The following is a 25689-nucleotide window of genomic DNA, read 5'->3' as shown; positions in this document are numbered from 1 at the left end:
AGTTGAGGAAACGCGAAAACGCCTGAGGGCCGATCTCTCGAAGAGATCGGCCCTCAGGCTCTGGGGTGAGTGACGGGACTTGAACCCGCGGCCACCTGGACCACAACCAGGTGCTCTACCAACTGAGCTACACCCACCATCTGTCCGGCTCGTTCCCGCTTCCGCGTTCCCGTTCCGACAGGAAGAACTCTACAGGATCCGGGAGGGTGCTCGCGCCAGGCTTTCGTCCAGGCGAACGCGGGCACCTCCCCCGGGCTCCTCCGGTCAGCCCTCCGGGGCCTGGTACTTCTCGGCGATGGCGCGCGCGGTGTCGGTGTCCGGTCCGGGCTGCGGGACGAACACCGCCTCGCGGTAGTACCGCAGTTCGTCGATGCTCTCGCGGATGTCGGCGAGCGCCCGGTGGTTGCCGCCCTTCTGCGGGCTGTTGTAGTACGCCTTCGGGTACCAGCGGCGGGCCAGCTCCTTGATCGAGGAGACGTCCACGATCCGGTAGTGCAGGTGCTTCTCCAGGGCCGGCATGTCCCGGGCGAGGAAGCCGCGGTCGGTGGCCACCGAGTTCCCGCACAGCGGCGTCCGGCCGGCCTCCGGCACGTGCTCGCGGATGTACGCGAGCACCCGCGCCTCGGCCTCGGCCAGCGTCACGCCCTGCTCCAGTTCCTCCAGCAGGCCGGAGGAGGTGTGCATCGCGCGCACCACCTCGGGCATGCCCGCCAGCGCCTCCGCCGGCGGGCGGATGATGACGTCCACACCCTCACCGAGGATGTTGAGCTCGGAGTCCGTCACCAGTGCCGCGACCTCGACCAGGGCGTCCTGGTCGAGGTCGAGGCCGGTCATTTCACAGTCGATCCATACCAAACGGTCATTCACACAACTCACCCTACGGCGCGATCACGCGCCGCGGGGACCGGCGGAGCCGAGCGGGGCTCCGGGGCACAGCCCTCGGCCTGGTGCTCCTCCGCGCCGCCGTGCGGGCCGTGGCCGTCCGGCCGCTCGCCCTCCCGCCCGGTCCGGACCGCGTGACCGTCCCGGGCCGGACGGGCCTCGCGCGCCGCCCGGGCACCGTCGGTCGCCGCCGTCCGGCCGCCCTGCGGACGGGCCTGCGGCACCCGTGCCTGCCGGCCCCGGAGCTCGCCCGCCCCGGTCGTCGGCTGCCCGGTGGGGGCGGGGGCCGGCACCCGGCCGCTCGCCGAGCCGTGACCGCGGGCGGAGCCCGCCGCGGCACCCGGTTCGTCCGCGGGCCGTTCGACCGCACTGCGGTGTCCCTGCCCCTGGCCGCGCGCCCCCGGCTGGGGGTGGCCGTCCTCCGCCGCCGCGTGCTCCGCGGTGCGCGGCGGACGCCCCGCCCCCGACCCGGCCTGCGGCGGCACCAGCGGCGACCGCACCGGACCGCGCCCCGCACCCTGCTGCCCGGGGTGCGGCTGCTGCGCGGCCTGCTGGTGCGGGTACGGCTGCCCGGCACGGGCGTGGAAGGCCCGGTCGGCCGGCGTCCCGGCCTGCCCCGGGGCGAACGGGCCGGGCTGGCCGTGCGGGCCCGGCTGCCCCGCCGAGGCCGGTGACGCGCCGTGCGGCAGCGGCTGGCCGTGCGGTCCGGCCTGCGCCGGTGCGCCGTTCCCGGCCGGGAACGGGTACGCGGGCTGCGCGCCGTGCTGCGTGCCGTGCTGCGTGCCGTGCTGCGTGCCGTGTGCCCCGCCGAACAGCGCCGCGCCCGCCGCCGACCCGGCCGCGGCCGCCGCGTGCGGCAGCGCGCCGGGCAGCCGCAGGTCGCCGCCGTGCGGACCGGTCGGCACCGCCGACTGCGGCCCGGGCCGGCGCGCCCGGTAGCTGGTCCGGTACGCGGCCGGCGAGACCCCGAGCTGGCGGCGGAAGTGCCCGCGCAGCGCCACCGGCGAACGGAACCCGCACCGGCGGGCGACGTCGTCCACCGACAGCTCCGAGGTCTCCAGCAGCCGCTGCGCCTGGAGCACCCGCTGGGTGATCAGCCACTGCAGCGGCGCGCTGCCGGTGAGCGTGCGGAACCGCCGGTCGAAGGTGCGTCGGCTCATGTACGCGCGGGCCGCCAGCACCTCGACGTCGAACTGCTGGTTGAGGTTCTCCAACGCCCAGGTGACCACCTCGGCCAGCGGGTCGTTGCCGATCTCCTCCGGTAAAGACTGATCGATGTACTGGGCCTGTCCGCCGCCGCTGCGACGGCTCGGGACCACCAGGCGGCGGGCCAGCGCGTTGGCCGCCTCGGCGCCGTGGTCGCTGCGCACCACGTGCAGGCACAGGTCGATGCCGGCGGCGGTGCCGGCGGAGGTGAGCACGTCGCCGTCGTCGACGAAGAGCTCGCGCGGGTCCACGTGCACCCGGGGGTAGCGCTTGGCCAGCGTCGGTGCGTACATCCAGTGGGTGGTCGCCGGACGGCCGTCGAGCAGGCCGGCGGCGGCCAGGACGAAGGCGCCGGTGCAGAGCCCGATGATCCGCGCGCCCTCGTGGTGGGCCTTGCGCAGGGCGGTGATCGCCTCGACCGGCGGGGGCTGCGAGATCGAGCGCCAGGCCGGTACGACGATCGTGCCGGCCCGGGCGAGGGCCTCCAGACCGTACGGAGCGGAGAGGGTGAGGCCGCCGGTGGTGGCGAGCGGGCCGTCCTCGCCGGCGCAGACCAGCAGCCGGTAGCGCGGCACCCCGGCGTCCTGGCGGTCGACGCCGAAGACGGACAGCGGGATCGAGCTCTCGAAGATCGGGGCGCCGCCGAAGATCAGCACCGCGACGGTCTCCCGGCGGCGGCGGCCGGAGAGCTTGCGCGGGGCGGAGACCGTCATCGGGGTCGACGAGCCGTTCGCGCCCGGGCCACCGCCGTGGCCCAGCGGGCCGTGGCCGGGGGAGCCCAGGGGGAGGCCGGCGAGCGGGCCGCCCAGGGAGCCGGTGGGGGCGCCGTTCAGGCCAGGAGTGCCGTTCGCCCCGATCGCGCCGTTCGTCGCGCCCGTCCCCGGGTAGCCGGGGTAGGCCGGGAAGTCGGCGCCGTAGGCCTGCGCCGGGCTGACGGCGCCTCGGCTGACGGACTGTCCGGAGTGCGACTGCTGGCCGCCGTGCACTGCTCCGCCGTGTGCCGCTCCGCCGTATGCCTGCCCGCCGTACGCGGGACCGCCGTACGCCTGCCCGCCGTGTGCCGCTCCGCCGTGCTCTGCGGCCGCGGCCGGGGTGCCGGTGGCGGCGGTGCCGGTGGAGGGCACTGTGGGGTACGAGGAGTGCGAGGCGGCGCCCGGGGTGCCGGAGTTGCGGGTGGTGGCGGCGGTCGCGGAGGTGCCGGTGCTTCTCGCGGACCGAGCCGCGATACCGGCCGCCGCCTGGCCGCTGTCAGGACCCGCGTCGCTCCTGCTCACCCTGCTCAAGGCGCTCAAGCCCCCTCGGTGGTGTGGTGTGGGTGGTGCGGCACTGCTCGCCAAGATCGAAATCTATCGGGTTGACCATTGCCGTTGTGACAAGTTCACCATCCGACGCTATGTCGACATGGCAATTTGGCGTGATGCATTCGATCACGAAGCGTGGCACCCGTCGACCCTTCTGGGAAGAGGGCCGGTGTAACGGTGGCTGGTTGTCGCGGGGCCGCTCCTGGGGCGTCCGGCCCGCGCGCGCCCGGTCGGCGGGTCTGGGCTGCGGATTTGCCCAAGCGGGAGGGATTGGCGCGAAATTGACCGAAAATCGGCGGTGCACGAGAGGGCGCACGAAATGAGCTCGTGCGCCTCCCAGGCTTCATCCGGCCAGGGCCGGGGCGGCGAAACCTGGGCGTGACGTCCGGGTTACCGTCCTGCCGTGAACACCAACAGCCGGCTCGAACAGGCCAACGACAACGCCGCCGCCTTCTGGCTCGCCCAAGCCCGCGTGCACGGCTGGCGGTTCCGCACCCGCCCGGGCTTGACGGCGGTCCGCTGCGCCCGCACCCCGGAGGACTCGCACCGCTTCGTGGTCACCGGTCCGTATATCGAACCAGCTCTGGTGGAAGGTGAATTGGCGGACCTCCTGAAGGAGTGGGAAACCATCTGCTTCACCCTGGAGGACCCGTACGGCGCACTCGACCTGACCCGGTTCGGCGCCACCCGGATGCCGGTCATGCCGGTGATGACCCGTGAACCCGGCCCGGTCGACGGCGTACCGGCCGTCCTCCCCTTCCGCTCGGAGGCTTACCGCGGAGGATCCCTGACGGTCGATGAGGCGCTGGACGGCGATGCGTTCGCGCAGGTCGAGCGTGCGATCGTGGACGGCTTCCCGCTGCCCGCCCGGCAGCCCTGGACCCGTGGCGACGCGCTGCCGGAACAGCTCCTGCGCGAATCCGGGCTCCGGGCCTGGCTGGGCCGCGTCGACGGCGCCACCGCCGGCACCTGCCTCACCTACGACGACGGCCGGGCCACCGGGGTGTACTGGGTCGCCACCCTGCCCAGCCGGCGCGGCCAGGGCGTGGCCCGCGTCGTGCTCCAGACCGCCCTGGCCCATGCGCACCCCGATCGCCCGGCCACCCTGGTCGCCACCTCGCTCGGCGAACCGCTCTACCGCAAGCTCGGGTTCACCGAGCAGGCCCGCACCTGCTGGTGGACCCGGACCTCCGCGCACGGCTGATGGCCGGGCCGCCCCGCGGCGGGTCGTCGCCAGGTGCGGAGCGGGTCGCTGGTTGCGGTGCGGTGCGGTGCGGTGGGGTGCGTGAAGGGCGTGTGGGGCGGGGTGTGCGAGGTGGCGCCTTCAAGCAGGGCGCTACGGGGCGGCCGCCGCCGGTGCCACGGCGAACGTGGTCCGCGCGGGCCCGACCCCATCCGCCGTCGTGCGGACGGCCGTTGGGTGCGCCACCGCGACGGGGCGCAGCACGCTCGACCCGCGGTCCGTCGCCGGGCCCGCGCCGGGGATCAGGCCAGGACGGCTGTTGGCGACCACGGCAAACTCGCCGGTGCGGTTTCGGACATCCGACCCCGCCGTCGAACCATCGGGGGCACTCGCCGCTCCGGCGTTCACGGCGGCAGGCGTGAACGGGCCGTCAGGGGCGGATTCCGTCAGCTGTGCGCTGGTCTGCGCGCCGGTGAGCGCCCCCGCGCGCACCGGCACCCCGGCGGACCGCCGCTGGACCGGCCCACCCGCGCGCAGGCCCGGCCTGGCCGACGGCGCGCCGCGTGCGGCGAGCACCTGGCCGACGGCCTCCGGCAGGCCGGCCGCCTTCAGCGTCGGCCGGTAGCCGCTCTCGGCCCAGGGCCGGCCGTGGTGCAGCCAGACGCTGCGCAGGCCGGCCAGTTCGGCGCCGGCGATGTCCGCGGGCGCGTGGTCCCCGACCATCCAGGTGTGCGCGGCCCACGTCCCGGTGGGTGCGACGCCGCACCGCTGGGCGGCTATCTCGAAGATCAGCGGATCCGGTTTGACGCAGTCGGCCTCCTCGGAGATGACCCAGCCGTCGACCAACGGCCCCAGCCCGGTCAGCCGGATCTTCTCCAACTGCGGCCGGGTGCCGCCGTTGCTGACGATGCCGAGCGTCCACCCGGCCGCCCGTGCCGCCCGCAGCGCGTCGACGTGTCCGGGCGGGCAGTGGATATGGGAGTTGATGCCGCGTCGGTAGTGGGCGAGCAGGAACTCGACGGAGACGTCCAACCCGTAGCGGCGCCGGACGGCGGACAGTACGGTGCTGCGCGGCACGTAGCCGCCGCCGTCGAGGGTGACGAACCAGTCGAGGTCTCCGGGCGGCAGGTCGCGCTCGGACAGGAAATCCTGAGCCCAGGCCCGGAAAGCGGCGTCCCTGGGGAGCAGCGTGTTGTCGAGGTCGAACAGGAGCAGGGGCATGCCGAGCATGGTGCCAGCGGCCGCGCCTATGCACCTGGCAAATGCCAGACCGCGTCGCGAAGCCGTACGTAGTGGCTGAAACGGGTTCCAGAACCTGGCGTACGGGTGGGTCCGGGCGGGCCGGCTGAGGCTGGCGGGACGTGACGGTTCGCGACGTGTCGCAACGGATCGTCGCCGATCCATGACAGTCCGGTCACGGTGTCCGGCAGGCCTGTTGCGTCGCCCGGTCCGCTCAGTCAAGCTCCAGGGAACCTCCTTTCTGGAGGGGGCGCGTGGCCTGCGGGCAGGGCGCACTGCCGACGGCGGGCGCATCCTCCTTTCGCGGGAACAATGCCGCTCCGAGGCCTCACCGCTGGGCTGGGCCTCACACCCGTCGTACTCTGAAAGGAACAGGTCACATACGGTGCTGCGCGGCGCAGACCGACGTCATCCCGTGGGCGGGCCTGCTGCCCGGGCGGCGTTGTCCTCTCCTGTCGGCCCCTCTCCCATGAAGAGCCGTGAGCCATGGCTGGTTTTGAGTCCTTCCGACCGGTGGAGCCGGACGCGCCCCGCAACGCGGGCGCGGACACCGGGGACGACGGCGGCCGCGCGGACCTCGCTCCAGCCGACGGCCACGCCGATGCATCGGGTCGTCTGCCCGCCAGCAGGCAGGCCGATGGCCAGGTCGACGCCCAGGCCGACGAGCCGTGCTGCGTACCGGCCGACGAGCACGGGGGTGAGCGTGGGGGCGGGCGGGCTGATGATCGTGTCGACGAGCACGTCGGCGAGCGGGTTGTCGGTGAGCGGGTTGGCGACGCCGCCGCCCAGCGAGCCGACGAAGCCGACGAACCGGCTGGCACCTCGGGCGTCGCTGGTACCGCCGATCTCATCCCGGGCGCCGAGGAAGCAGGCCTGGAGCCGGGCGCTCCCCGGGGCCTCGTGCGCGCTCTGTGCGGCCTGGTCCGACGGGGCGGCCTCGCCCGGCACGACCGTCCAGGGCCTCGCCAGCGGCGTGGCGGGCACCCGGCCGACCCCGCAGGTTCTCCGGTGACGGGCCGCCTGGGCCCGGGCGCCGAGCGCCCGGAGGCGTCCGGCCTGCCCGGCGCGCACACCGAGTCGACGGCCCGGGACGCGTCCGCACGCTCCCTCGACCCGGTCTTCCAGCACGGCGTGGTCGTCGGCTTCGACGGCTCCCTGTCGAGCGAGCGCGCCCTCGCGTACGCGGTGGGCATGGCGCGCCGTTCGCAGTGCGGCCTGGTGATCGTGCACGTCGCCAACCGCCTGCCCGCCACTGTCTGGGCAGGCTGTGAACCTCCCGTCTTCGTCGACCTCCCCGACCACCGGACCGAGGTCCTGGGCTTGGAGCTCGCCTGCGCGGACTTCCTCACCGGGGTGCCGTGGATCCTGATCGAGCGGGGCGGCGACATCTGCCACGAGATCGAGGAGGTCGGCCGCGAGTACGCCGCCGACGCGATCGTCGTCGGCACGACGCACGGCCTGCTCGGCAAGATCTTCGGCTCGGTCTCCGGGCGGCTGGCGCGGCGGGCCAACCGCCCCGTGATCGTGATCCCCTGACGCTCCGTCGGGCGTGGCGTGTCCGCGCCCCCGGAGGCGTCTCTCCGTTGTCGGCCGATGGTGTCGGCCGCTACTGGCGTCGACCGCCCCGCCGACGTAGGCCCGCTCCTCTGCGTCGGGGGCTCCTCAATGTCGCCTGAGGAGCGGGTAGTTGCTCCGGTGGGGCCGGATCAGAACCCGGCGCCGATCTCCCGGGCGATGAGCATGCGCTGAACCTCCGATGTGCCCTCCCCGATTTCCAGGATCTTGCAGTCGCGCCAGAAGCGGGCGACCGGGAACTCGTTCATGAAGCCGTACCCGCCGTGGATCTGGGTCGCCTCGCGGGCGTTGTCGACGGCGGCCTCGGACGAGTACAGCTTCGCGATCGCGGCCTCCTTCTTGAACGGTTCGCCGTGCAGCAGCCGGGAGGCGGCGTCCCGCCAGGCCAGGCGAGAGGTGTGGGCGCGCAGCTCCATGTCGGCGAGCTTGAACTGGATGGCCTGGTTGGCGCCGATCGGCCGACCGAAGGCCCGGCGTGTGCCGGCGTACTTGACGGACTCGTCGACGCATCCCTGGGCCAGGCCGGTGGCCAGGGCCGCGATCGCGATGCGGCCCTCGTCGAGGATCCGCAGGAACTGGGCGTAGCCTCGGCCACGCTCGCCCAGCAGGTTGGCCGCGGGAACGCGGCAGTCGGTAAAGGACAGTTCGCGGGTGTCGGATGCGTTCCACCCGACCTTCGAGTACTTCTTCGATACCTGGAACCCCGGGGTCCCGGTGGGCACGATAATGGAAGAGATTTCGCGCGTTGGCGAGCGGAATTCGCCTTCTTCACTCGAACGAGCGATCGGTTCCGTGAGTGCGGTGACGGTGACCAGACCGGTGATGTCCGTGCCGGAGTTGGTGATGAAGCACTTGGTGCCGTTGATGACCCACTCGTCGGTGGTCTCGTCGTACCGCGCGGTCGTGCGGGTCGCGCCGGCGTCCGAGCCGCCCTCGGGCTCGGTCAGACCGAAGGCGCCGAGGAGTTCGCCGGAGGTCAGCCGGGGCAGCCACTCGCGCTTCTGCTCCTCCGTCCCGAACCGGTGGATCGGCATCGCGCCGAGCGAGACGGCCGCCTCCAGGGTGATCGCCACCGAGGAGTCGACCCGGGCGAGTTCCTCCAGGGCGATGCCCAGCGCGAAGTAGTCGCCGCCCATGCCGCCGTACTCCTCCGGGAAGGGCAGGCCGAACAGGCCCATGCGCCCCATCTCGCGGACGATCTCGTAGGGGAACTCCTCCCGCTCGTAGAACCCGCCGATCTTCGGCGCCACCACGTCCTGGGCGAACTCGGCGACGGTGCGTCGCAGTTCCTCGTACTCGCTGCTGAGCCGGTGGTCGAACACGGTGATCCTCCTGGAGCCCGGCCGGGGTGGCCGCGGGCGTGAGCGGGACGACCGGCGCCCGTCTGACGGTGTGACGGTCGCACGGTGTGGTTGGGCGATGAACGTGGTGCCCGGTGCCGGCCGCGGCCGGGATTCCGCGCGGCCGGCACCGGGGAGCGGTGGTGGGGCGGGGTCAGCCCCGGGCGGCGCCGAGCAGCGCCTGGACGGTGCGGGACGGGCTCGGACGGCCGAGCCGCTCGGCCATCCACCCGCTGGTGGCGACCAGCGCGCGCAGGTCGACCCCGGTCCGGATGCCGAGCCCGTGCAGCATCCACACCAGGTCCTCGGTGGCCAGGTTGCCGGTGGCGCTCTTCGCGTACGGGCAGCCGCCGAGGCCGCCCGCCGACGCGTCCACCGTGGTGACCCCCTCGCGCAGGGCCGCCAGGGTGTTGCTGAGTGCCTGGCCGTAGGTGTCGTGGAAGTGCACGGCGAGCCGGTCGGCCGGCACCCCGGCCCGCGCGAAGCCGGCCAGCAGGGCGCCGACCTGCCCGGGGGTGGCCACGCCGATGGTGTCGCCGAGGCTCAGCTCCGAGCAGCCCATCTCCAGCAGCCGCACGCCGTACGCGACCACCTGGGAGACCGGGACCGAACCCTCCCAGGGGTCTCCGAAGCACATCGAGAGGTAGCCGCGGACCGCCAGCCCGGCCTCGGTCGCCCGCGCCACGACCGGGCGGAACATGGCCATCGCCTCGTCCGCCGAGCGGTTGAGGTTGCGGCGGGCGAAGGTCTCGGTGGCGCTGGCGAACACCGCGACGTCGGTGGCGTGGTGGGCGAGCGCCCGGTCGAGGCCGCGTTCGTTGGGCACCAGTACCGGCAGCCGAAGGCCGGGGTGGCGCTCCGGCAGGTCGGTGAGCCGGGGCATCAGCTCCTCGGCGTCGGCCAGCTGAGGGACCCATTTCGGGTGGACGAAGCTGGTGGCCTCGACGGTGCGCAGCCCGGCGGCCGCGAGCCGGGCGATGAACTCCGCCTTGACCTCCACGGGCACCAGGGAGCCCTCGTTCTGCAGCCCGTCGCGCGGTCCGACCTCGTGGATCCGGACCTCCTCGGGCAGGCCGGGGGCGCGGACGGGGTCGGGCAGGCCCAGGTCCAGCGCGTCGGGCTCGCGGGCGGGTGCGGTCATGACCGCACCCCGGCGGTCGCGGGGGCGCCCTGCTCGTCGGCGCCGTCCCCGGCCGGGGCGACCACGACCAGCAGTTCCTCCATCGCGACGGTGGCGCCGGCGGTGGCCCGCAGCTCGGCCACGACACCGTCGTGCGGGGCGGCGATCACGTGTTCCATCTTCATGGCCTCCAGCACGAGCAGGGGCTGGCCCTTGCGGACCGTCTCGCCCGTCGTGGTCTTGACGACGGTGACGGTCCCGGGCATCGGGGCGGTCAGGGCGCCGTGGTGGGCGGCGGTTCCGGCGGCGCGCTCGCCCACCGGGTCGTGGGCGTGCAGCGACCAGGCGTCGCCCTCGACGCCGAGCCAGGTCACCGGGCCGGCGGCGAGGCCGGGAGCGGCGTCGGTGGCCAGCGCGAACGTGGTCTGCAGACCGTCGACGGTCAGGTGCAGCCGGTCGGCGGTCCGGGTCGCGCGGGCATGGTGGACGGGCCCGGCGCCGAGCCGGAGCTCGACCTCGCGGGTGAGCTCGGCGGGATTGTCAGTGGCATCGGCTACGTTGCCCGCAGTGATCGAACGGATGCGCACCGAAACCGGATCCTGGCCGGGGGTACGGAGTCGGTGGGTGGTCCAGGCGGGGGTGCCGCTCAGGCGCCAGCCGGAGGGAAGGGAGAAGGGGTCGGTCCAGCCGCCGGGGTCGGCGGCCGGGGTGAGGTCCAGGTGCCGCGCCAGCGCGGCCGCGTAGTAGAGGAGGTGGGCAGGTGGTGGCGTCTCGGCCGTCAGCGGGTCGGCAGTTGTGGCATCGGCCTCGTGCGTGCCATCGGCCTCGTTGGCCTTGTCGGCCTCGCCGGTCTCGTTCGCGTCGCTCGGCGCGTTCGCCGGGGAGTACGGCGAGGCGAGCAGGGCGGGCTGCTGTTGGGCCGTCTGTTCCACCAGGCCGGTGTCCAGTCGGCCGGCGACGACCTCGGGGTGTGCGAGCAGCCGTCGCAGGAAGCCGGTGTTGGTGGTGACGCCGAGGATGCGGGTATCGGCCAGCGCGGCGCGGAGCCGGCGCAGCGCGGTCGGGCGGTCGGGCCCGTACGCGATGACCTTGGCGAGCATCGGGTCGTAGGCGCTGGTGACGACGGATCCGGGGGCGACTCCGGAGTCGACGCGCACGCCCTCGCCCTGGGGCTCGTCCAGGACGAGGATGCGGCCGCCGGTGGGCAGGAAGTCCCGTTCCGGGTCCTCGGCGCAGATCCGGGCCTCGATGGCGTGGCCCAGGAAGGAGATGTCGGACTGATCGAAGGAGAGCCGTTCGCCCGAGGCGATCCGCAGCTGCCACTCGACCAGGTCGAGTCGGGCTGAATCGTCGCCGACGGCGACGGCGAGTTCGGTGACGGGGTGTTCGACCTGGAGGCGGGTGTTCATCTCCATGAAGAAGAAGTCCCGTACCCCCTCGGTGGAGGCGGTGGCGGAGGAGTCCGGGTCGATGCCGGGAACGATGAATTCCACGGTGCCGGCCCCGGTGTAGCCGCAGGACTCCGCGGCGCGGACGGCCGCGGCGCCCATCGCGGCGCGGGTCTCGGCATTGAGCAGAACGGAGGGGGCTTCTTCGATCAGTTTCTGATGGCGGCGCTGGAGGCTGCATTCGCGCTCGCCGAGGTGGACGGTGGTGCCGTGGGCGTCGGCGAGCACCTGCACCTCGATGTGGCGCGGCCGGTCGACCCAGCGTTCCAGCAGCAGGGTGTCGTCGCCGAAGGCGGTCCGGGCGACGCGGCGGGCGGCGGCGATCTCGGTGGGCAGGTCGGCGCGGTCCCGCACGAGGCGCATACCCTTGCCGCCGCCTCCGGCGGACGGCTTGAGCAGGACGGGGTAGCCGATTTCCTCGGCGGCGGCGAGGAGTTCCCCGTCGGTGGGCGCGGTGGCCTGGCTGCCGGGGACCACCGGAACGCCGGCGGTTCGGACGGCTTCCTTGGCGTTGATCTTGTCACCCATCAGCTCGACCGCACCGGGAGGAGGTCCGATGAAGACGAGGCCGGCGTCGGCGCAGGCGCGGGCGAAGCCGGCGTTCTCGGCGAGGAAGCCGTAACCGGGGTGTACGGCCTGGGCCCCGGTGCGGCGGGCGGCGGCGAGGATCTGGTCGGTGCGCAGGTAGGTCTCGGCCGCCGAGCTGTCGCTGCGGTCGGCGGGGCCGAGCCGGACGGCGATGTCGGCCTCGCGGACGTGCGGCGCGTCGGTGTCGGCGTCGCTGAACACGGCGACCGAGCGCACGCCGAGCCGCCGCAGGGTGCGGATCACCCGGAGGGCGATCTCGCCGCGGTTGGCGACCAGAACTGTGTCGAACATGGGAGGCGTTCCTCCGGGTCGAGGGGAGCCGTACGAAGGAGGTGGCGGCGGAGTGGCGGCGGGGAGGGGAAGGCGCCGGCCCGGGCGGTGCGCCGGCGCCGCGGGAGTCACGCCCGCAGGAGCGGGGTCACACCGACAGGAGAGGAGAGGTCGCGTGGGAGGGGCGGGTCACACCCGCCGGGGCGGGGTCACATCCGGAAGACCCCGTACGGGCCGGGCGGCGGAAGCGGGGCGTTGGCGCAGGCGGTGAGGGCGAGGCCGACGACGGTGCGGGTGTCCATCGGGTCGATCACGCCGTCATCCCAGAGGCGGGCGGTGGCGTAGTAGGCGTTGCCCTGGCGCTCGTACTGCTCGCGGACGGGGCGCTTGAACTCCTCCTCCGCCTCGGCCGGCCACTGCTCGCCGTGGGCCTCCAGTTGGTCGCGGCGGACGGTGGCGAGGACGGACGCCGCCTGCTCGCCGCCCATCACGGAGATCTTCGAGCCCGGCCACATCCACAGGAAGCGAGGTGAATAGGCCCGGCCGCACATCGAGTAGTTGCCGGCTCCGTACGAGCCGCCGATCACCACGGTCAGCTTCGGGACGCGGGTGCTGGCGACGGCGTTGACCATCTTGGCGCCGTGCTTGGCGATGCCGCCCGCCTCGTACTGCCGGCCGACCATGAACCCGGTGATGTTCTGTAGGAAGAGGAGGGGGATGCCGCGCTGGTCGCACAACTCGATGAAGTGGGCGCCCTTGAGGGCCGACTCGGAGAACAGCACGCCGTTGTTGGCGACGATGCCGACGGGGTGGCCGTGGATCCGGGCGAATCCGGTGACCAGGGTCGCGCCGTACTCGGCCTTGAACTCGGCGAACCGGCTGCCGTCGACCAGCCGGGCGATCACCTCGCGCACGTCGTAGGGCGTGCGCGGGTCGACCGGGACGGCCCCGTACAGGCCGACCGGGTCCACGGCCGGCGGCTCGACCGGGGTGAGCGGCCACGGCCTGGCCGAGCGCGGGCCGAGCCCGGCCACGATCGTGCGGACGATGGAGAGGGCGTGGGCGTCGTCCTCGGCCAGGTGGTCCGTCACCCCCGAGGTGCGGGAGTGCAGGTCACCACCGCCCAGTTCCTCGGCGGTGACCACCTCTCCGGTGGCGGCCTTCACCAGCGGCGGCCCGCCCAGGAAGATCGTGCCCTGGTTGCGGACGATCACGGCCTGGTCGCTCATCGCCGGGACGTACGCCCCGCCGGCGGTGCAGGAGCCGAGCACGGCGGCGATCTGCGGGATGCCCGCGGCGGAGAGCCTGGCCTGGTTGTAGAAGATCCGGCCGAAGTGGTCGCGGTCCGGGAAGACCTCGTCCTGCATGGGGAGGAAGGCGCCGCCGGAGTCCACCAGGTAGACACAGGGCAGCCGGTTCTCCAGCGCGACCTCCTGGGCGCGCAGGTGCTTCTTCACGGTCATCGGGTAGTAGGTGCCGCCCTTGACGGTGGCGTCGTTGGCGACCACCACCACCTCGCGTCCGGCGACCCGGCCGATGCCCGCGATCACCCCGGCCGCGGGCGCCGCCCCGTCGTACATCCCGTCGGCGGCCAGCGGGGCCAGTTCCAGGAAGGGCGAGGCCGGGTCGAGCAGGGTGTCCACCCGGTCGCGGGGGAGCAGCTTGCCGCGCGCCGTGTGCCGGGCGCGGGCCCTGGCGCCGCCGCCGAGGGCCGCCGCGTCGAGCTTCTCGCGCAGCTCGGCGACGAGGGCCCGGTGTGCCTCGGTGTTGGCCCGGTAGGCGGTGGAGCCCGGGTCGACCGCGGTGCCGAGCCGGGGCGCGGGAGCAGCGGCTCCCGGCGGTACGGCACCCGGCGCCGCCGTGGTGCCGGCCGCTGCGCTGCCATGGACGCCGGTGGGTACACCGGCGGTTGAGATGACCATTCCCAAGAGCTCCCTTGCCCTCGGCACCAGGTGGGCGGCCGAATGCGGTGCGCCCGTGGACCCCACGTTAATTAACGTTAACTTACGCGCCCAGGTTAACGGCCGATAACCCCACTGTCTACGATGGGCAGCATGCCGAACGTCCCCGCAGCCTCCGCGCTCCCACGCCGCGACCAGATCCGTCGGGAGGCCGCGCGACTCTTCGCGGCCCGGGGTTTCCTCGGGGTGGGTGTGGACGAGATCGGCAAGGCCGTCGGCATCAGCGGCCCCGGGCTCTACCGCCACTTCGCCGGAAAGGACGCGATGCTCGCCGATCTGCTGATCGGCATCAGCGAGCGCCTGCTGGAGGAGGGGCGGCGCCGGGCGGGCGGCGGTGACGGTCCGGCCGCCGCGCTGGACGCGCTGATCGGCGGCCACGTCGACTTCGCCCTCGACGACCGCGACCTGATCACCCTCCACGACCGCGAGCTGCTGAACCTCAAGGAGGAGGACCGCCGCACCGTCCGCCGGCTCCAGCGCGGCTACGTCGAGCTGTGGGTGGACGTGGTCCGGCAGGCCTATCCGCAGCTGACGGGCCCCGCCGCCGAACCGGTGGCCAGGGCCGCCGTCCACGCCGTCTTCGGCCTGATCAACTCGACCCCGCACAGCCTCGGCCCGGGCCCCGCCCAGGACGAGCGCTCCGGCCTCCAGCGCGACGGCATGGCCGTCCTGCTGCACGCCCTCGCCCACGGCGCCTTCGCGGCGGCGGCGGAGTCGGTGTCCGCGCAGGCCTGATCCCTGCGCCCCCGGAGGGCCTGCCCGGCGGTCCGGGCCCAAGCGTCGGCGGTCCGGCTCCGAGGCCGGAGGCCTACGGCCACCGGAGGTCTAGGACCAAAGGATGGCGCCCGCCCGCCCCTGGCCGCTGGGCCTTCGGCGGGTCGTCCGCGACCCTGGAGTCAGGCGACCCTGGAGGCGGGCGGGGTCGGCGGGCCGTGTGTGCGTTCGGCCGGGACGCGTTCGGCCGGGAATCACCGCAGGCCTCAGGCTGTTGGCCAGTCCGCCGGACCGGACGATCTGGGCCGCCCGGTCCGCTCCGGCCCCATCCGGGCCGGAAACGCCATGGCGGCCACCCGACGAAATGGTTAGCATCCCTAAATATGCCTGAGACTCACGGATCCACGGTGGAGCAATCCCCGAGCGGCTCACCGGACCCCGGCGCGAGCCCGCAGCTGGACGGCGACCACCCGCAGCCGGACGGCGACCACCCGCAGGCCGTCGGCTGGCTGCGCCGCCTGGTCGGCTACTGCTGGCGGTCCCGCCGCAGCGTGCTGCTCGCCTTCGGCGCCTCGCTCGTCGGCATGGCCGTCACCTCGCTGGTGCCGCTGGTCACCAAGGTGATCATCGACGACGTCATCACCGCGCACACCCGCTCGCTGGTCCCCTGGGCGGTGGTGCTGCTGCTCGCCGCCGTCGTCGTCTTCGGTTGCACCCAGGTCCGCCGCTACTACGGCGGTCAGCTCGCCCTGGACGTCCAGCACGACATGCGCAGCGACCTGTTCCGCTCGCTCGGCCGGCTCGACGGCCACCGCCAGGACCGGCTGGACACCGGCCAGGTGGTCGGGCGCGCGACCTCCGACCTCCAGCTGATCAACGGCCTGCTCTCGATGCTGCCGATGATGACCGGCTACCTGGTGATGTTCGTCATGTCGCTGGCCGTGATGGTCTGGCTCTCCCCGCCGCTCACCTTGATAGCCCTGGTGATGGCCCCCGCGCTGTGGTGGATCACCGTCCTCAGCCGCAAGCGCCTCTTCCCCGCCACCTGGGCCGCCCAGCAGGAGGCGGCCGCCGTCGCGGGCGTGGTGGACGGCGCGATCGGCGGCGTCCGGGTGGTCAAGGGCTTCGGTCAGGAGGCGCAGGAGCTGGACAAGCTGGAGCGGGCCTCCCGTCACCTGTTCGCCGCCCGGCTCCGGTCGATCCGGCTCAACGCCCGCTACAACCCGGCGATGCAGGCCATCCCGGCGCTCGCGCAGGTCGCGGTGCTGGCCTTCGGCGGCTGGCTGGCCGTCGACGGCCAGGTGTCGCTCGGGACCTTCGTCGCCTTCTCCACCTACGTCGCGCAGATGACCGGGCCGGTGCGGATGCTCACCATGGTCATCACGGTCGGCCAGCAGGCCCGGGCCGGTGTGGAGCGCGTCCTCCAGCTGATCGACGAGCGCCCGCTGGTCCAGGAGCGCCCGGACGCGCTCACCCTGGACCTCACCGGGGACGGCACCCGTGAAGGCGCCGCCACCGGCGTCCGCGAAGGCAGCGCCGCAGGCCCTCGCGCCACCGCAGGCCCCCGCGCCACCGCAGACACCCGAACCTCTGATGTCGCCCTGGAGTTCGACCAGGTCGAGTTCCGCTACGACCCCGAGCACCCCGCCCCCGTCCTGCACGGCCTCAGCCTGAAGCTGGCCCCCGGCGAGACCCTCGCCCTGGTCGGGGCTTCCGGCTCCGGCAAGTCGACGGTGGCGCAGCTGGTGCCGCGCTTCTACGACCCGGCGGCCGGCGCCGTCCGCCTCTACGGCCACGACCTGCGCGACCTCACCCTCGACTCGGTCCGGTCGGCGGTCGGCATCGTCCCCGAGGAGAGCTTCCTGTTCTCCGAGTCGGTCCGCACCAACATCGCCTACGGCCGTCCGGACGCCACGGACGAGCAGGTGGTGGCGGCCGCGCGGGCCGCCCAGGCCGACGAGTTCGTCCGCGCGCTGCCCGACGGCTACGAGACCAAGGTCGGCGAGCAGGGCCTGACCCTCTCCGGAGGCCAGCGCCAGCGGATCGCGCTGGCCCGGGCGATCCTCACCGACCCCCGGATCCTGCTGCTGGACGATGCCACCTCGGCAGTGGACCCGCAGGTCGAGGCGGAGATCCACGACGCGCTGCGCTCGGTGATGACCGGCCGCACCACGCTGCTGATCGCCCACCGCCGTTCGACCCTGCAGCTCGCCGACCGGATAGCCGTCCTGGATCACGGCCGGCTGCTGGACATCGGCACGCACGAGGAACTCGACGCCCGATGTCCCCAGTACCGGGCTCTGATCACCGACCCCGAGGCCGGCCGCACACCCCGGTCGTCCGAGGCCCCGCAGACCGTCGAGCAGGCCTCTCCGCAGACCCCCGAGCAGCCTGCTGGGCAGCAGGCCCCCGAGCAGCAGACCCCTGAGCAGCCGGCCGCTGAGCAGACCGAGGCGTGGTCCACCCCCGAGCCTGTCCACGAACCGACCCCCACGCCAGCCTCGCCCCCCACCCCGGAACCCGTCGCCACGCAGACCCCCGCCCCGGCCACCCCCGACCTCCCCACCCCCGACCTCCCCACCCCCGCCCTGGTCAAGGCGGCCCGCACCGCCGACCCTGACCTGCTGGCCAAGGTCGCGGCCCTCCCGCCGGCCGCCGACTCCCCGGCGGTCCCGCGCGCCGAGGCCGAGGCCGGTGACCCGGACTTCACCCTCCGCCGCCTGCTGCGCCCCTTCCGCGTCCCGCTCGCCTTGGCCCTGCTGCTCGTCGCGCTCGACGCGGCCTCCGGCCTGGTGCTGCCGGTGCTGATCCGGCACGGCATCGACCAGGGAGTCAGCAAGGCCCTGATGTCCGGGGTCGCCGTGGCCGCGCTCGCCGCGCTGGTGGTGGTGCTGCTGGACTGGTTGGTGCAGAGCGCCGAGAACCGGGTCAGCGGCCGGACCGGTGAGCGGGTGCTCTACCTGCTCCGCCTCAAGATCTTCGCCCACCTCAACCGGCTCGGCCTGGACTACTACGAGCGCGAGCTGTCCGGTCGGATCATGACCCGGATGACCACCGACCTGGACTCGCTGACGTCCTTCCTGCAGACCGGCGTGGTCACCGCCGTGGTCAGCCTGCTGACCTTCGGCGGGATCTTCGCCGCGCTGCTGATCATCGACGCCGGCCTGGCCCTGGTGGTCTTCGCGGTGCTGCCGCTGCTGGTGATCGCGACGCTGGTGTTCCGTCGGAAGTCCAGGGATCAGTACGAGTTGTCCCGGGACCTCATCAGCACCGTCAACGCCGACCTCCAGGAGAACGTGGCGGGCATGCGGATCGTCCAGGCCTTCCGCCGCTTGGACACCAACACGGACCGCTTCGTCGCCCGGGGCGTCGCCTATCGCGAGGCCCGGGTGCGCGCGCAGCTGTACATCTCGCTGTACTTCCCGTTCGTCCAGTTCCTCTCCAGCGTGGCCGCCGCGCTGGTGCTGATCGTGGGCGCGGCCCGGGTCGACGCCGGGACGCTGACGGTCGGCGCGCTGGTCGCGTACCTGCTGTACATCGATCTGTTCTTCGCACCGGTCAATCAGCTGTCCCAGGTGTTCGACGGCTACCAGCAGGCTTCGGTGGGTCTCGGCCGGATCCGGGAGCTGCTGCGCACCCCGACCGCCACGGCCGAGGCGGCCGACCCCGTGCCGGTGCCCGAGGGGCTGCGCGGCGAGATCTCCTTCGAGGGCGTCGGCTTCGCCTACAACGGCGGTGCGGACGGCGCCCCGAACGTGCTGACCGGTGTGGACCTGCACATCCCGGCCGGGCAGACGGTGGCGCTGGTGGGCGAGACCGGCGCCGGCAAGTCGACGCTGGTGAAGCTGGTCGCCCGGTTCTACGACGCGACGGAGGGCACCGTGCGGGTGGACGGGGTCGACCTCACCCGCTTCGACCTGGCGCAGTACCGCCACCGGCTGGGCGTGGTGCCGCAGGAGGCGTACCTGTTCGCGGGCACGGTGCGCGAGGCGATCGCGTACGGCCGGCCCGACGCCTCGCCGGCCGAGGTGGAGGCGGCGGCCCGGGCGGTCGGCGCGCACGACATGATCGTCCGGCTGTCCGGCGGCTACGACCACGAGGTCGCGGGTCGCGGCCGCAACCTCTCGGCCGGCCAGCGGCAGTTGATCGCGCTGGCCCGGGCCGAGCTGGTCGATCCGGACGTCCTGCTGCTCGACGAGGCGACCGCGGCGCTCGACCTGGCCACCGAGGCGGCGGTCAACCAGGCCGCGGACCGCCTCAGCGGCGGCCGCACCACGCTGGTCATCGCCCACCGGCTGACCACCGCCGAGCGCGCAGACCGGGTCGTCGTGCTGGACCACGGCCGGGTGGTCGAGGACGGCACGCACACCGAGCTGCTCGCCCGGGGCGGCACGTACGCCCGGCTCTGGCAGGCGTTCATCGCGGACGGCCACCCGGCGGTCGAGGCCGTCGCCGCCGGGTAGCCGACTGCCCGCGATCAGTCTGGCGGACCGTCGCCGGCGGCCCGTCAGGCTGATCGTCAGGCGGCGATCAGCGAGGCCAGCAGGCCGGTGGCGTCGATCCCGCGCGGCAGGTCGCTGACCTGTCCGTCGCCGACCTCGACCACGCGCCAGCCGGAGCCGTCGGCCCGGCTGGCGAGGTCGGTGGTGACGAAGCGGCAGCCGAGCATCCGGACCAGGGGGCGGACGCCGGCGAGGTCGGGTTCGACATCGTGGTGAGGCGCGTCGGGGTGCGGTCCTACCAGGACGGGTTCGCCGTCCAGCCACCACACCCGCGCCTCCACGGCCCGCCCGCTCCCACGGCCCGACCCTCCATCCGACCCTCCATCCGACCCTCCATCCGGCCCTTCGCCCGATCCTTCGCCCGATCCTTCGCCCGAGTCGTCACCCGAGCTGCCGCCCGGCCCGTCGGCCAGCGGCTCGAACTCCTCGTACCGCCGCAGCACCACCCCGCCGGTCAGGAACTCGCCCTGGAGCTCGACGAACCGCGCCACCACGCGTCCGACGCTCGCCAGATCGGCCAACTCGGGGACGTAGCAGGCCTCGTGCCACTCGTGCTTGCGCGACTTCACGTAGTCCTTGACGATCGCCGGCCCGCTCCCGCCGAGCCGGGCCGCGGCGGCCGCCAGCTCTTCCGGCCCGGGCACCGCGGCAGCGGCGGCGGGGATCCACGTGCTGGGCGGGGTCGCCCCCTCGAACACGCCGTACCAGCCCGGCAGTTCGTGTGCCGTCGCGTAGCCGGCCGGGCTGGTCAGCAGGGCGCAGCCGCGCGCGGCGAGCGCGGCGGCGAAGCCGGCGTAGCGGGCGGACGGAAGCATCCAGCCCCGGTACCAGAGCGGACCCCGGTCCTGCGGCACCCGTCGGACCGCCTGCTCGGCGTGCCCGGTGAGCAGCGCGTCGTGGTCGACCAGGTGGTGCTCGCCGCCCAACTCCCGCAGCAGCCTGGCCTCCCAGGCGAAGTGCGGGTCGGGCCGGCGCGGGTTGAGCGGGTCGGCGGGGAAGAGGATCGCGGGTACGGGCATGGCCGTCAGGGTAAGGCCCGGGCGGGGCGGCGTCGGCGGCTTTCGGCGCGTCAAACCCGCTCGACGGCCCGGCCGGGTGCTGGGAGAGTGATCCGATGCGAAATCTGCTGAGACTCCGTAGGCGTGTCCCCCGGCAGGCGGCTCGCACGGTGGTCCTGGACGAGGACGGCTCGGTCTTCCTGCTCCGTTCGGACAACGACGAGGTCGGCGTCCACTGGACCATGCCGGGCGGCGGGCTGGAGCCCGGCGAGACCCCGTGGACCGGAGCCCGGCGCGAACTCTGGGAGGAGACGGGCTGGAGCGACCTCGAACCGGGCCCGCTGCTCTGCACCTGGGAACACGACTTCACCTGGCACGGCACCCCGGTCCGTCAGCACGAGCACATCTACCTCACGGGCGGACCGCACCGCGGTCCGGTCGGTGATGTCAGCGCGGTGCATGCCGAGGACCGGATCCTCGACTGGCGCTGGTGGACCCCGGCCGACCTGGCGGACGAGAACGCCGACGCGCTCTGGCCGCCCCGGCTGCCGGAGTTGCTGACCGCCGTCCGCGAGGGCTGGGCCGTCGACGGGCGCCCCCCGGTACCCGTCGACCTCGGCTTCATCCCGAACGCCCCGGCCAGCCGCTGACGGCCGCCCGCTGACCGCTCCCCGACGCGCGGCCGACCGCGATCTCCCGGCTGCCGTCCCCTGGTCGTTGCCGGCGGCCCCTGAACGCGCGCTGCTGCGACCGTTGCCGACGGGCCCTGCCCGCGCGCTGCTACGACCACACGCCCCTACGGGCGCCCGCCGCGTCGTGCCCGCCCGCCCGGGCCGGATTCCCAGCCGTGCAGGTCCAGCTCCCGGTCGTGCAGCGCGCAGGGGTTCATCAGCACGGTCAGCTGCGCGTCGGTCAGCTGCTCGAAGGCGAGCCCGGTGGCGGACAGCAGTTGCTCGGTCGGCACCGAGACGGCGATGGCGGGGCGCCAGGAGGGCAGCACGATCAGGCTGGTGCCGCGGCCGATCCGGACCGGTTCCGCCGTCACCCGGATCGGCGCCCGCTCCTCCGGGCGGCCGACGGCCTCGGGCTGGTTCGGGCTGCCGCCGATCAGGATGCCGAGCGGTGTCTCGGCCCGCGCCGCCTCGGGGCCGGCGGCCGATGGCGCTGTCACAGCCCCGGTGCCTCCGATGGGTTCACCCGAACCGGGTGCGGCTGCCGCCCGGACCTCGGCCGGGAGAGCGGCGGAGGTCGCGGCCGTCTCCCGTGCGGCCGCCCCCTGCCCGGTCGCGTCGGCCTGCGGGTGCATCCGGCGCAGTCGGCGCGAGGGCGCGGGGCGCCGGGATCCGGTGGCCCGGAGTTCCTCGCGCGCCGCGCGCAGCACGGGCACGGCCCGGTCGCCCTCGGGCGCGACGGCCGGTCGACCGAACCGGCCTGCCCCGGTCCCGGCCCGCCCGCCCACGGCCTCGGCCTCGCCACCCGGAACGTCTTCACGGTGCTGAACGCCCGCGCCGCCCGCGCCGCTCTCACGGACCCCGCCCTCACGGACCCCGCCGTCCCCGTCTCCGTCCTCGTCGTCGCCGTCCTCGGCGCTCTCGCCGAGCAGCGCCCGGACCTCCTTGGCCGGTCGCCGGCACGCGGCCGCCAGGTCGGCGACCGAGCGGCCTTGGGCGCGGGCGGCCCGCAGCCGGTCGGCGAGCGCCGCCCGCAGCCGTGAGGTGGTCGGATCGTCCGCAGCCGCCTCGCCCCCCGCTGCGGGTCCGCCGTTCCCCGCGCCGTCCTCCCGTCCGCGCGGCTGCGGAACCGAGTCGTGGCGTGAGCCGCCCGCCTGGCGCGGCCCACCGGCCGTGCCGGACGGGGCGGCGCCCGGAGCGCCGGCCGGGCCGGTCTCGGCGGCCGTCGCGATGGAGCAGCGCGCGGCGTGCGGGGGCGCGGATCCGGCGCTGCCCCCGGGCGGGCCGGGCAGGGACGGGTCGGTTGCGGCGGGGTGGAGCGAGGTCATCGGCACGGGCCCTTCGGCGGACGGTCCGGATGATCCTCCCGCACCGCGCGACCAGCTCCAAGAGTCAGTTCCGGGGGTGTGCGCGAGACCACTGCCCGCCCCTACGCCCCGTGTCGACTCAAGTGCCGGGCGCGACGAAGCCCTTGAGGTCGGTGAGCACCGCGTTGGCGGCCATGACACCGAGCCCGAGGAACCAGGTCTCGTCCGAAACCGGCCGGGCCTGACCGGACTTGACCGCGCCGAGGGTCTTCCAGAGCGCGCCGCCGAGCACCGCGTCCTGGTTGGTGGAGCTGGGGCTGCCGTACACGCCGTAGAAGATCCAGTCGGCGTCGGCCTTGTCGATCTGCTCCGGGCTGACCTCCACCGCGAGTTCCTTGACCTGTTCGATCTTGGGCTGCGGCAGCGGGACGTCGGTGAGGATGGTGCCGATGAAGGACAGCTCGGCGTACAGCCGGGTCCGGCCGGGCATGAAGCGCAGCGGCGTGATGGTGGGCCGCTTGTCGCCGAGCTTGGCGCCGATCGCGGTGGCGGCTGCCTGGTACGCGTCGAGCTGGGTCTTGGCCTCGGCCTCCAGGCCGAACGGGCTGGCGTTGAGCTGGAAGTTCTGCTTCCAGGGGTAGCCGGGGCGCAGCGAGAAGACGGTCGGCGCGATCTTGGAAAGCTGCGCGTACTGGTCCTGGGCGCGCAGCTGGCTGCCGAGGATCAGGTCGGGCTTGAGCGCGGCGATGGCCTCCAGGTTGAGGCTGTTGATGGTGCCGACGTTGGCCGGGTTGCCGGCCTTGTCCTTGAGGTAGGACGGCAGGGACTTGGAGCCGTCGGTGTAGACGATGCCGACCGGCTGGATGCCGAGTGCGACGACGTTGTCGAGTTCGCCGGTGTCCAGGACCACGACCCGGGTGGGCTTGGCGGGGATGACGGTCTCGCCCATGGCGTGCTTGACGGTGCGCGGGTAGACGCCGGGGGCGGCGTCGGTGCCGAAGCCCTTCATCTTCTCGATCACGGTGGCGTAGTCGTCGCCGCCCTGCTTGACCGACTTCTGGTCGGGCGATGCGCCGCCGGTGCCGGGGGTCGCGCCGCCGGAGCCGCCGTTGCCGCCCGAGCCGCCGGAGCTGCCGCAGGCGGTGAGCAGTCCGCCGAGGCCGAGGACCGCCCCGCCGGCGATCCCGGCGGAGAGGAACCTGCGGCGGGAGGGGGTGCGGGGGACGAGGACCAGGTCGTCGGGGTGGGGGGCCACGCGATGCTCCTTCGAATCGAGGTTAGGTGAGGCAAACCTATCCGAAGCGTCCGAGGGGGGACGTGGCGACCCGTCCGGGCTGGGGGTGAACCATCTCAAACCTTGACATAAGGGAGAAATTCTCTTGACCCTAATCCTTTGAAACCAAGGTACACCGCTTAACGCGCCGTTAATGCTGCACCTTGACGGCCTTCACCGAGAACGAATCGAAGCAAGTGGTTTAGATCACCAAGGGTTGGTCTACTCAACCTTCCATGCTCGCGCCTAGGGTGCGCTGGTGTTTGATCAGCAGCTCTCAGAGCACGGAAGCAGCGGCCGGGCAATGGCGCCCGGCGCTCCGCAGGGTGCCCCGGTCAGTGGCATCAGTGGTGGAGTCCCCGACCAGGGGACAGCTGGGGGAGCGGGGGACAAGGGTCTACGGGGCAACTCGGTGGGCCTGCTGGGCAGTGTGGTCCTGGGCGTTTCCACGGTCGCCCCGGTCTACTGCCTGACCGCGACACTCGGGCCGACCGTCACCGCGGTCGGCGTCCAGATGCCCGCCGTGTTCCTGGCCGGCTTCCTGCCGATGCTGCTCGTCGCGTTCGCCTACAAGGAGCTGAACAAGGACTTCCCGGACTGCGGCACGTCCTTCACCTGGACGGTCAAGGCCTTCGGCCCCCGGGTCGGCTGGATGGCCGGCTGGGGCCTGACCGTCGCGACCATCATCGTGCTGTCCAACCTGGCCGGGGTCGCGACCGAGTTCCTCTACCTGATGCTCGGCGAGATGACCGGCAGGAGCTGGGTCGCCGAACTCGACCAGAACCAGGCCGTCCACCTGCTCACCGTCGTCCTGCTGATCGCCGGCGCCACCGCGATGAGCTACCGGGGGATGACCGCCACCAAGTGGTTCCAGTACAGCCTGGTCGGCCTCCAACTCGCCGTGCTGGTGCTCTTCTCGGCCATCGCCGTCGGCAAGGCCGCCGCCGGCGACCTGCCCGACTCGATCGGCTTCTCGTTCTCCTGGCTCAACCCGCTCCAGGTCAGCTCCTTCAGCGCCTTCACCGCCGGCCTGTCGCTGTCGATCTTCATGTACTGGGGCTGGGACACCTGTCTCACCATGAACGAGGAGACCCTCGGCAGCGCCAAGACCCCCGGCCGCGCCGCGATGGTCTCCATGGTCACCCTGGTCGGCTCGTACCTGCTGGTCGCGATCTCCGCCCAGATGTTCGCGGGCGTCGGCTCCACCGGCTCCGGCCTCAGCAACCCGGAGACCTCCGACAACGTCTTCGCCGCGCTCGCACGCCCGGTCCTCGGCTCGCCGTGGAGCGTCCTGCTCTTCCTGGCCGTCGTCGCCAGCGCCGCCGCCAGCCTCCAGACCACCTTCATCCCGGTGGCCCGCACCCTGCTCGCGATGAGCGCCTACCGTGCCGTGCCGCCGCGCTTCGGCGCCGTCCACCCGCGCTTCCGCACCCCCGGATACGCCACCGTCGCGGCCGGCATCGCCACCGCCGTCTTCTACGTCGGCATGAGCCTGATCAGCGAGAACGTCGTCCAGGACACCATCCTGGCGCTCGGCCTGATGATCTGCTTCTACTACGCGCTGACCGCGTTCGCCTGCGTTTGGTACTTCCGCCGCTCGCTGCGCACCGGCCCCCGCGACCTGTTCCTCAAGGGCATCGCCCCGCTGCTCGGCGGCGTGCTGCTGAGCGGGGTCTTCCTGCAGACCCTCACCGACGCCTGGAACCCGGACTACGGCAGCGGCGCCGTTTTCGGCATCGGCTCGGTGTTCGTCATCGGCGTCGGCATCCTGCTGCTCGGCGCCGTCCTGATGACCTGCTACGGGCTGGCCCGGCCGGAGTTCTTCCGCGGCGAGACGCTGCGCAAGGACACCCCCGCGCTGGTCGTCGAGGACTGAGAGGACCGGGAGGACCGGGAGGACCGGAGCGCCGAAAGCCGACCACGCCGCCGGGCACCGACGCTATCCTCGACCGCATGAAGCTCTACGCGGGCCAGTGCTGGTGGGGGGGCTGGGGGGGGGGGAACCCCCCCCCCCCCCCCCCCACGCCCCCCCCCGAGAGCCCCCTTCTTTTTCCCCCGAACAAGCCACACCCCCCCACCAACCGCCCCCCCCCCGCACCCACAAGGGAAAC

Annotated in this window: 17 protein-coding genes, 1 tRNA gene and 1 pseudogene; 7 read left to right on the top strand and 12 right to left on the bottom strand. The window is 73.4% G+C overall.

Features of this window, described 5'->3' with window-relative positions:
• Positions 1 to 61 precede the first annotated feature (61 nt).
• From AC07BF_RS16620 to AC07BF_RS16610, 3 genes and pseudogenes are all read right to left on the bottom strand, one after another.
• Positions 62 to 137 (bottom strand) — tRNA-His (locus AC07BF_RS16620).
• A 127-nt stretch (positions 138 to 264) separates the two neighbouring features.
• Positions 265 to 867 carry an oligoribonuclease gene (gene orn, locus AC07BF_RS16615; protein WP_063349299.1) on the bottom strand — a complete coding sequence of 201 codons (603 nt, stop codon included), beginning with the start codon at positions 865 to 867 and terminating at the stop codon, positions 265 to 267.
• An 836-nt stretch (positions 868 to 1703) separates the two neighbouring features.
• Positions 1704 to 2801: pseudogene (locus tag AC07BF_RS16610) on the bottom strand (helix-turn-helix domain-containing protein); the annotation flags it as partial.
• A 412-nt stretch (positions 2802 to 3213) separates the two neighbouring features.
• Between AC07BF_RS16610 and AC07BF_RS16605 the strand changes: the two are divergent.
• Together AC07BF_RS16605 and AC07BF_RS16600 are read left to right on the top strand one after the other, a co-directional pair.
• Positions 3214 to 3564 (top strand): hypothetical protein, encoded by a 351-nt coding sequence (locus AC07BF_RS16605; protein WP_363583562.1) that lies wholly within the window; start codon positions 3214 to 3216, stop codon positions 3562 to 3564.
• A gap of 228 nt (positions 3565 to 3792) precedes the next feature.
• Positions 3793 to 4593: a GNAT family N-acetyltransferase gene (locus AC07BF_RS16600; protein ID WP_363583560.1), complete on the top strand. Its 801-nt coding sequence runs from the start codon at positions 3793 to 3795 to the stop codon at positions 4591 to 4593.
• 132 nt (positions 4594 to 4725) lie between these two features.
• Here AC07BF_RS16600 and AC07BF_RS16595 read toward each other — a convergent pair whose 3' ends face one another.
• Positions 4726 to 5793, bottom strand: a complete 1068-nt coding sequence (locus AC07BF_RS16595) for an HAD family hydrolase (RefSeq protein WP_363583558.1) — start codon at positions 5791 to 5793, stop codon at positions 4726 to 4728.
• A gap of 426 nt (positions 5794 to 6219) precedes the next feature.
• A complete protein-coding gene (locus tag AC07BF_RS16590) occupies positions 6220 to 6795 on the bottom strand; it encodes a hypothetical protein (protein WP_363583556.1) in 576 nt (191 codons plus the stop codon).
• 72 nt (positions 6796 to 6867) lie between these two features.
• Here AC07BF_RS16590 and AC07BF_RS16585 point away from each other — a divergent pair, with 72 nt between their 5' ends.
• On the top strand, positions 6868 to 7347 hold the full coding sequence (locus AC07BF_RS16585; RefSeq protein ID WP_063351389.1) for a universal stress protein: 480 nt from the start codon (positions 6868 to 6870) through the stop codon (positions 7345 to 7347).
• Between the two features lie 170 nt (positions 7348 to 7517).
• Here AC07BF_RS16585 and AC07BF_RS16580 read toward each other — a convergent pair whose 3' ends face one another.
• From AC07BF_RS16580 to AC07BF_RS16565, 4 genes are all read right to left on the bottom strand, one after another.
• On the bottom strand, positions 7518 to 8708 hold the full coding sequence (locus AC07BF_RS16580; RefSeq protein ID WP_063349303.1) for an acyl-CoA dehydrogenase family protein: 1191 nt from the start codon (positions 8706 to 8708) through the stop codon (positions 7518 to 7520).
• Between the two features lie 172 nt (positions 8709 to 8880).
• Positions 8881 to 9867 carry a hydroxymethylglutaryl-CoA lyase gene (locus AC07BF_RS16575; protein ID WP_363583554.1) on the bottom strand — a complete coding sequence of 329 codons (987 nt, stop codon included), beginning with the start codon at positions 9865 to 9867 and terminating at the stop codon, positions 8881 to 8883.
• A complete protein-coding gene (locus tag AC07BF_RS16570; protein WP_478333534.1) occupies positions 9864 to 12173 on the bottom strand; it encodes an acetyl/propionyl/methylcrotonyl-CoA carboxylase subunit alpha in 2310 nt (769 codons plus the stop codon). The genes AC07BF_RS16575 and AC07BF_RS16570 overlap by 4 nt, the downstream gene beginning before the upstream one ends.
• 188 nt (positions 12174 to 12361) lie before the next feature.
• Entirely contained in the window at positions 12362 to 14074 is a 1713-nt protein-coding gene (locus tag AC07BF_RS16565; protein WP_478333533.1) for a carboxyl transferase domain-containing protein, read from the bottom strand.
• A gap of 132 nt (positions 14075 to 14206) precedes the next feature.
• On the opposite strand from AC07BF_RS16565, the gene AC07BF_RS16560 reads away from it, so the two are divergent.
• Positions 14207 to 14848, top strand: a complete 642-nt coding sequence (locus AC07BF_RS16560) for an SACE_7040 family transcriptional regulator (RefSeq protein ID WP_363583548.1) — start codon at positions 14207 to 14209, stop codon at positions 14846 to 14848.
• Between the two features lie 362 nt (positions 14849 to 15210).
• A complete protein-coding gene (locus tag AC07BF_RS16555) occupies positions 15211 to 19290 on the top strand; it encodes an ABC transporter ATP-binding protein (RefSeq protein ID WP_478333532.1) in 4080 nt (1359 codons plus the stop codon).
• Between the two features lie 56 nt (positions 19291 to 19346).
• Here AC07BF_RS16555 and AC07BF_RS16550 read toward each other — a convergent pair whose 3' ends face one another.
• Positions 19347 to 20348 carry an ATP-grasp domain-containing protein gene (locus AC07BF_RS16550; protein ID WP_478333531.1) on the bottom strand — a complete coding sequence of 334 codons (1002 nt, stop codon included), beginning with the start codon at positions 20346 to 20348 and terminating at the stop codon, positions 19347 to 19349.
• A gap of 95 nt (positions 20349 to 20443) precedes the next feature.
• Between AC07BF_RS16550 and AC07BF_RS16545 the strand changes: the two genes are divergently transcribed.
• A complete protein-coding gene (locus AC07BF_RS16545; protein WP_363583542.1) occupies positions 20444 to 20977 on the top strand; it encodes an NUDIX hydrolase in 534 nt (177 codons plus the stop codon).
• Between the two features lie 146 nt (positions 20978 to 21123).
• Here the strand turns inward: AC07BF_RS16545 and AC07BF_RS16540 are convergent, their stop codons facing one another.
• Complete coding sequence (locus AC07BF_RS16540) at positions 21124 to 22326, bottom strand: hypothetical protein (RefSeq protein ID WP_478333530.1); 1203 nt, start codon at positions 22324 to 22326, stop codon at positions 21124 to 21126.
• A gap of 118 nt (positions 22327 to 22444) precedes the next feature.
• Entirely contained in the window at positions 22445 to 23560 is a 1116-nt protein-coding gene (locus AC07BF_RS16535) for an ABC transporter substrate-binding protein (RefSeq protein ID WP_363583538.1), read from the bottom strand.
• Positions 23561 to 23882: 322 nt separating this feature from the next.
• On the opposite strand from AC07BF_RS16535, the gene AC07BF_RS16530 reads away from it, so the two are divergent.
• Positions 23883 to 25454, top strand: coding sequence for an APC family permease (locus tag AC07BF_RS16530; protein ID WP_478333551.1), 1572 nt, complete (start codon positions 23883 to 23885; stop codon positions 25452 to 25454).
• Positions 25455 to 25689 lie beyond the last annotated feature (235 nt).

This window comes from Kitasatospora sp. NPDC043950, assembly GCF_056435345.1.
The sequence above is the reverse complement of the archived record's forward strand: the minus strand, read 5'-3'. Positions and strand labels throughout refer to the sequence as shown.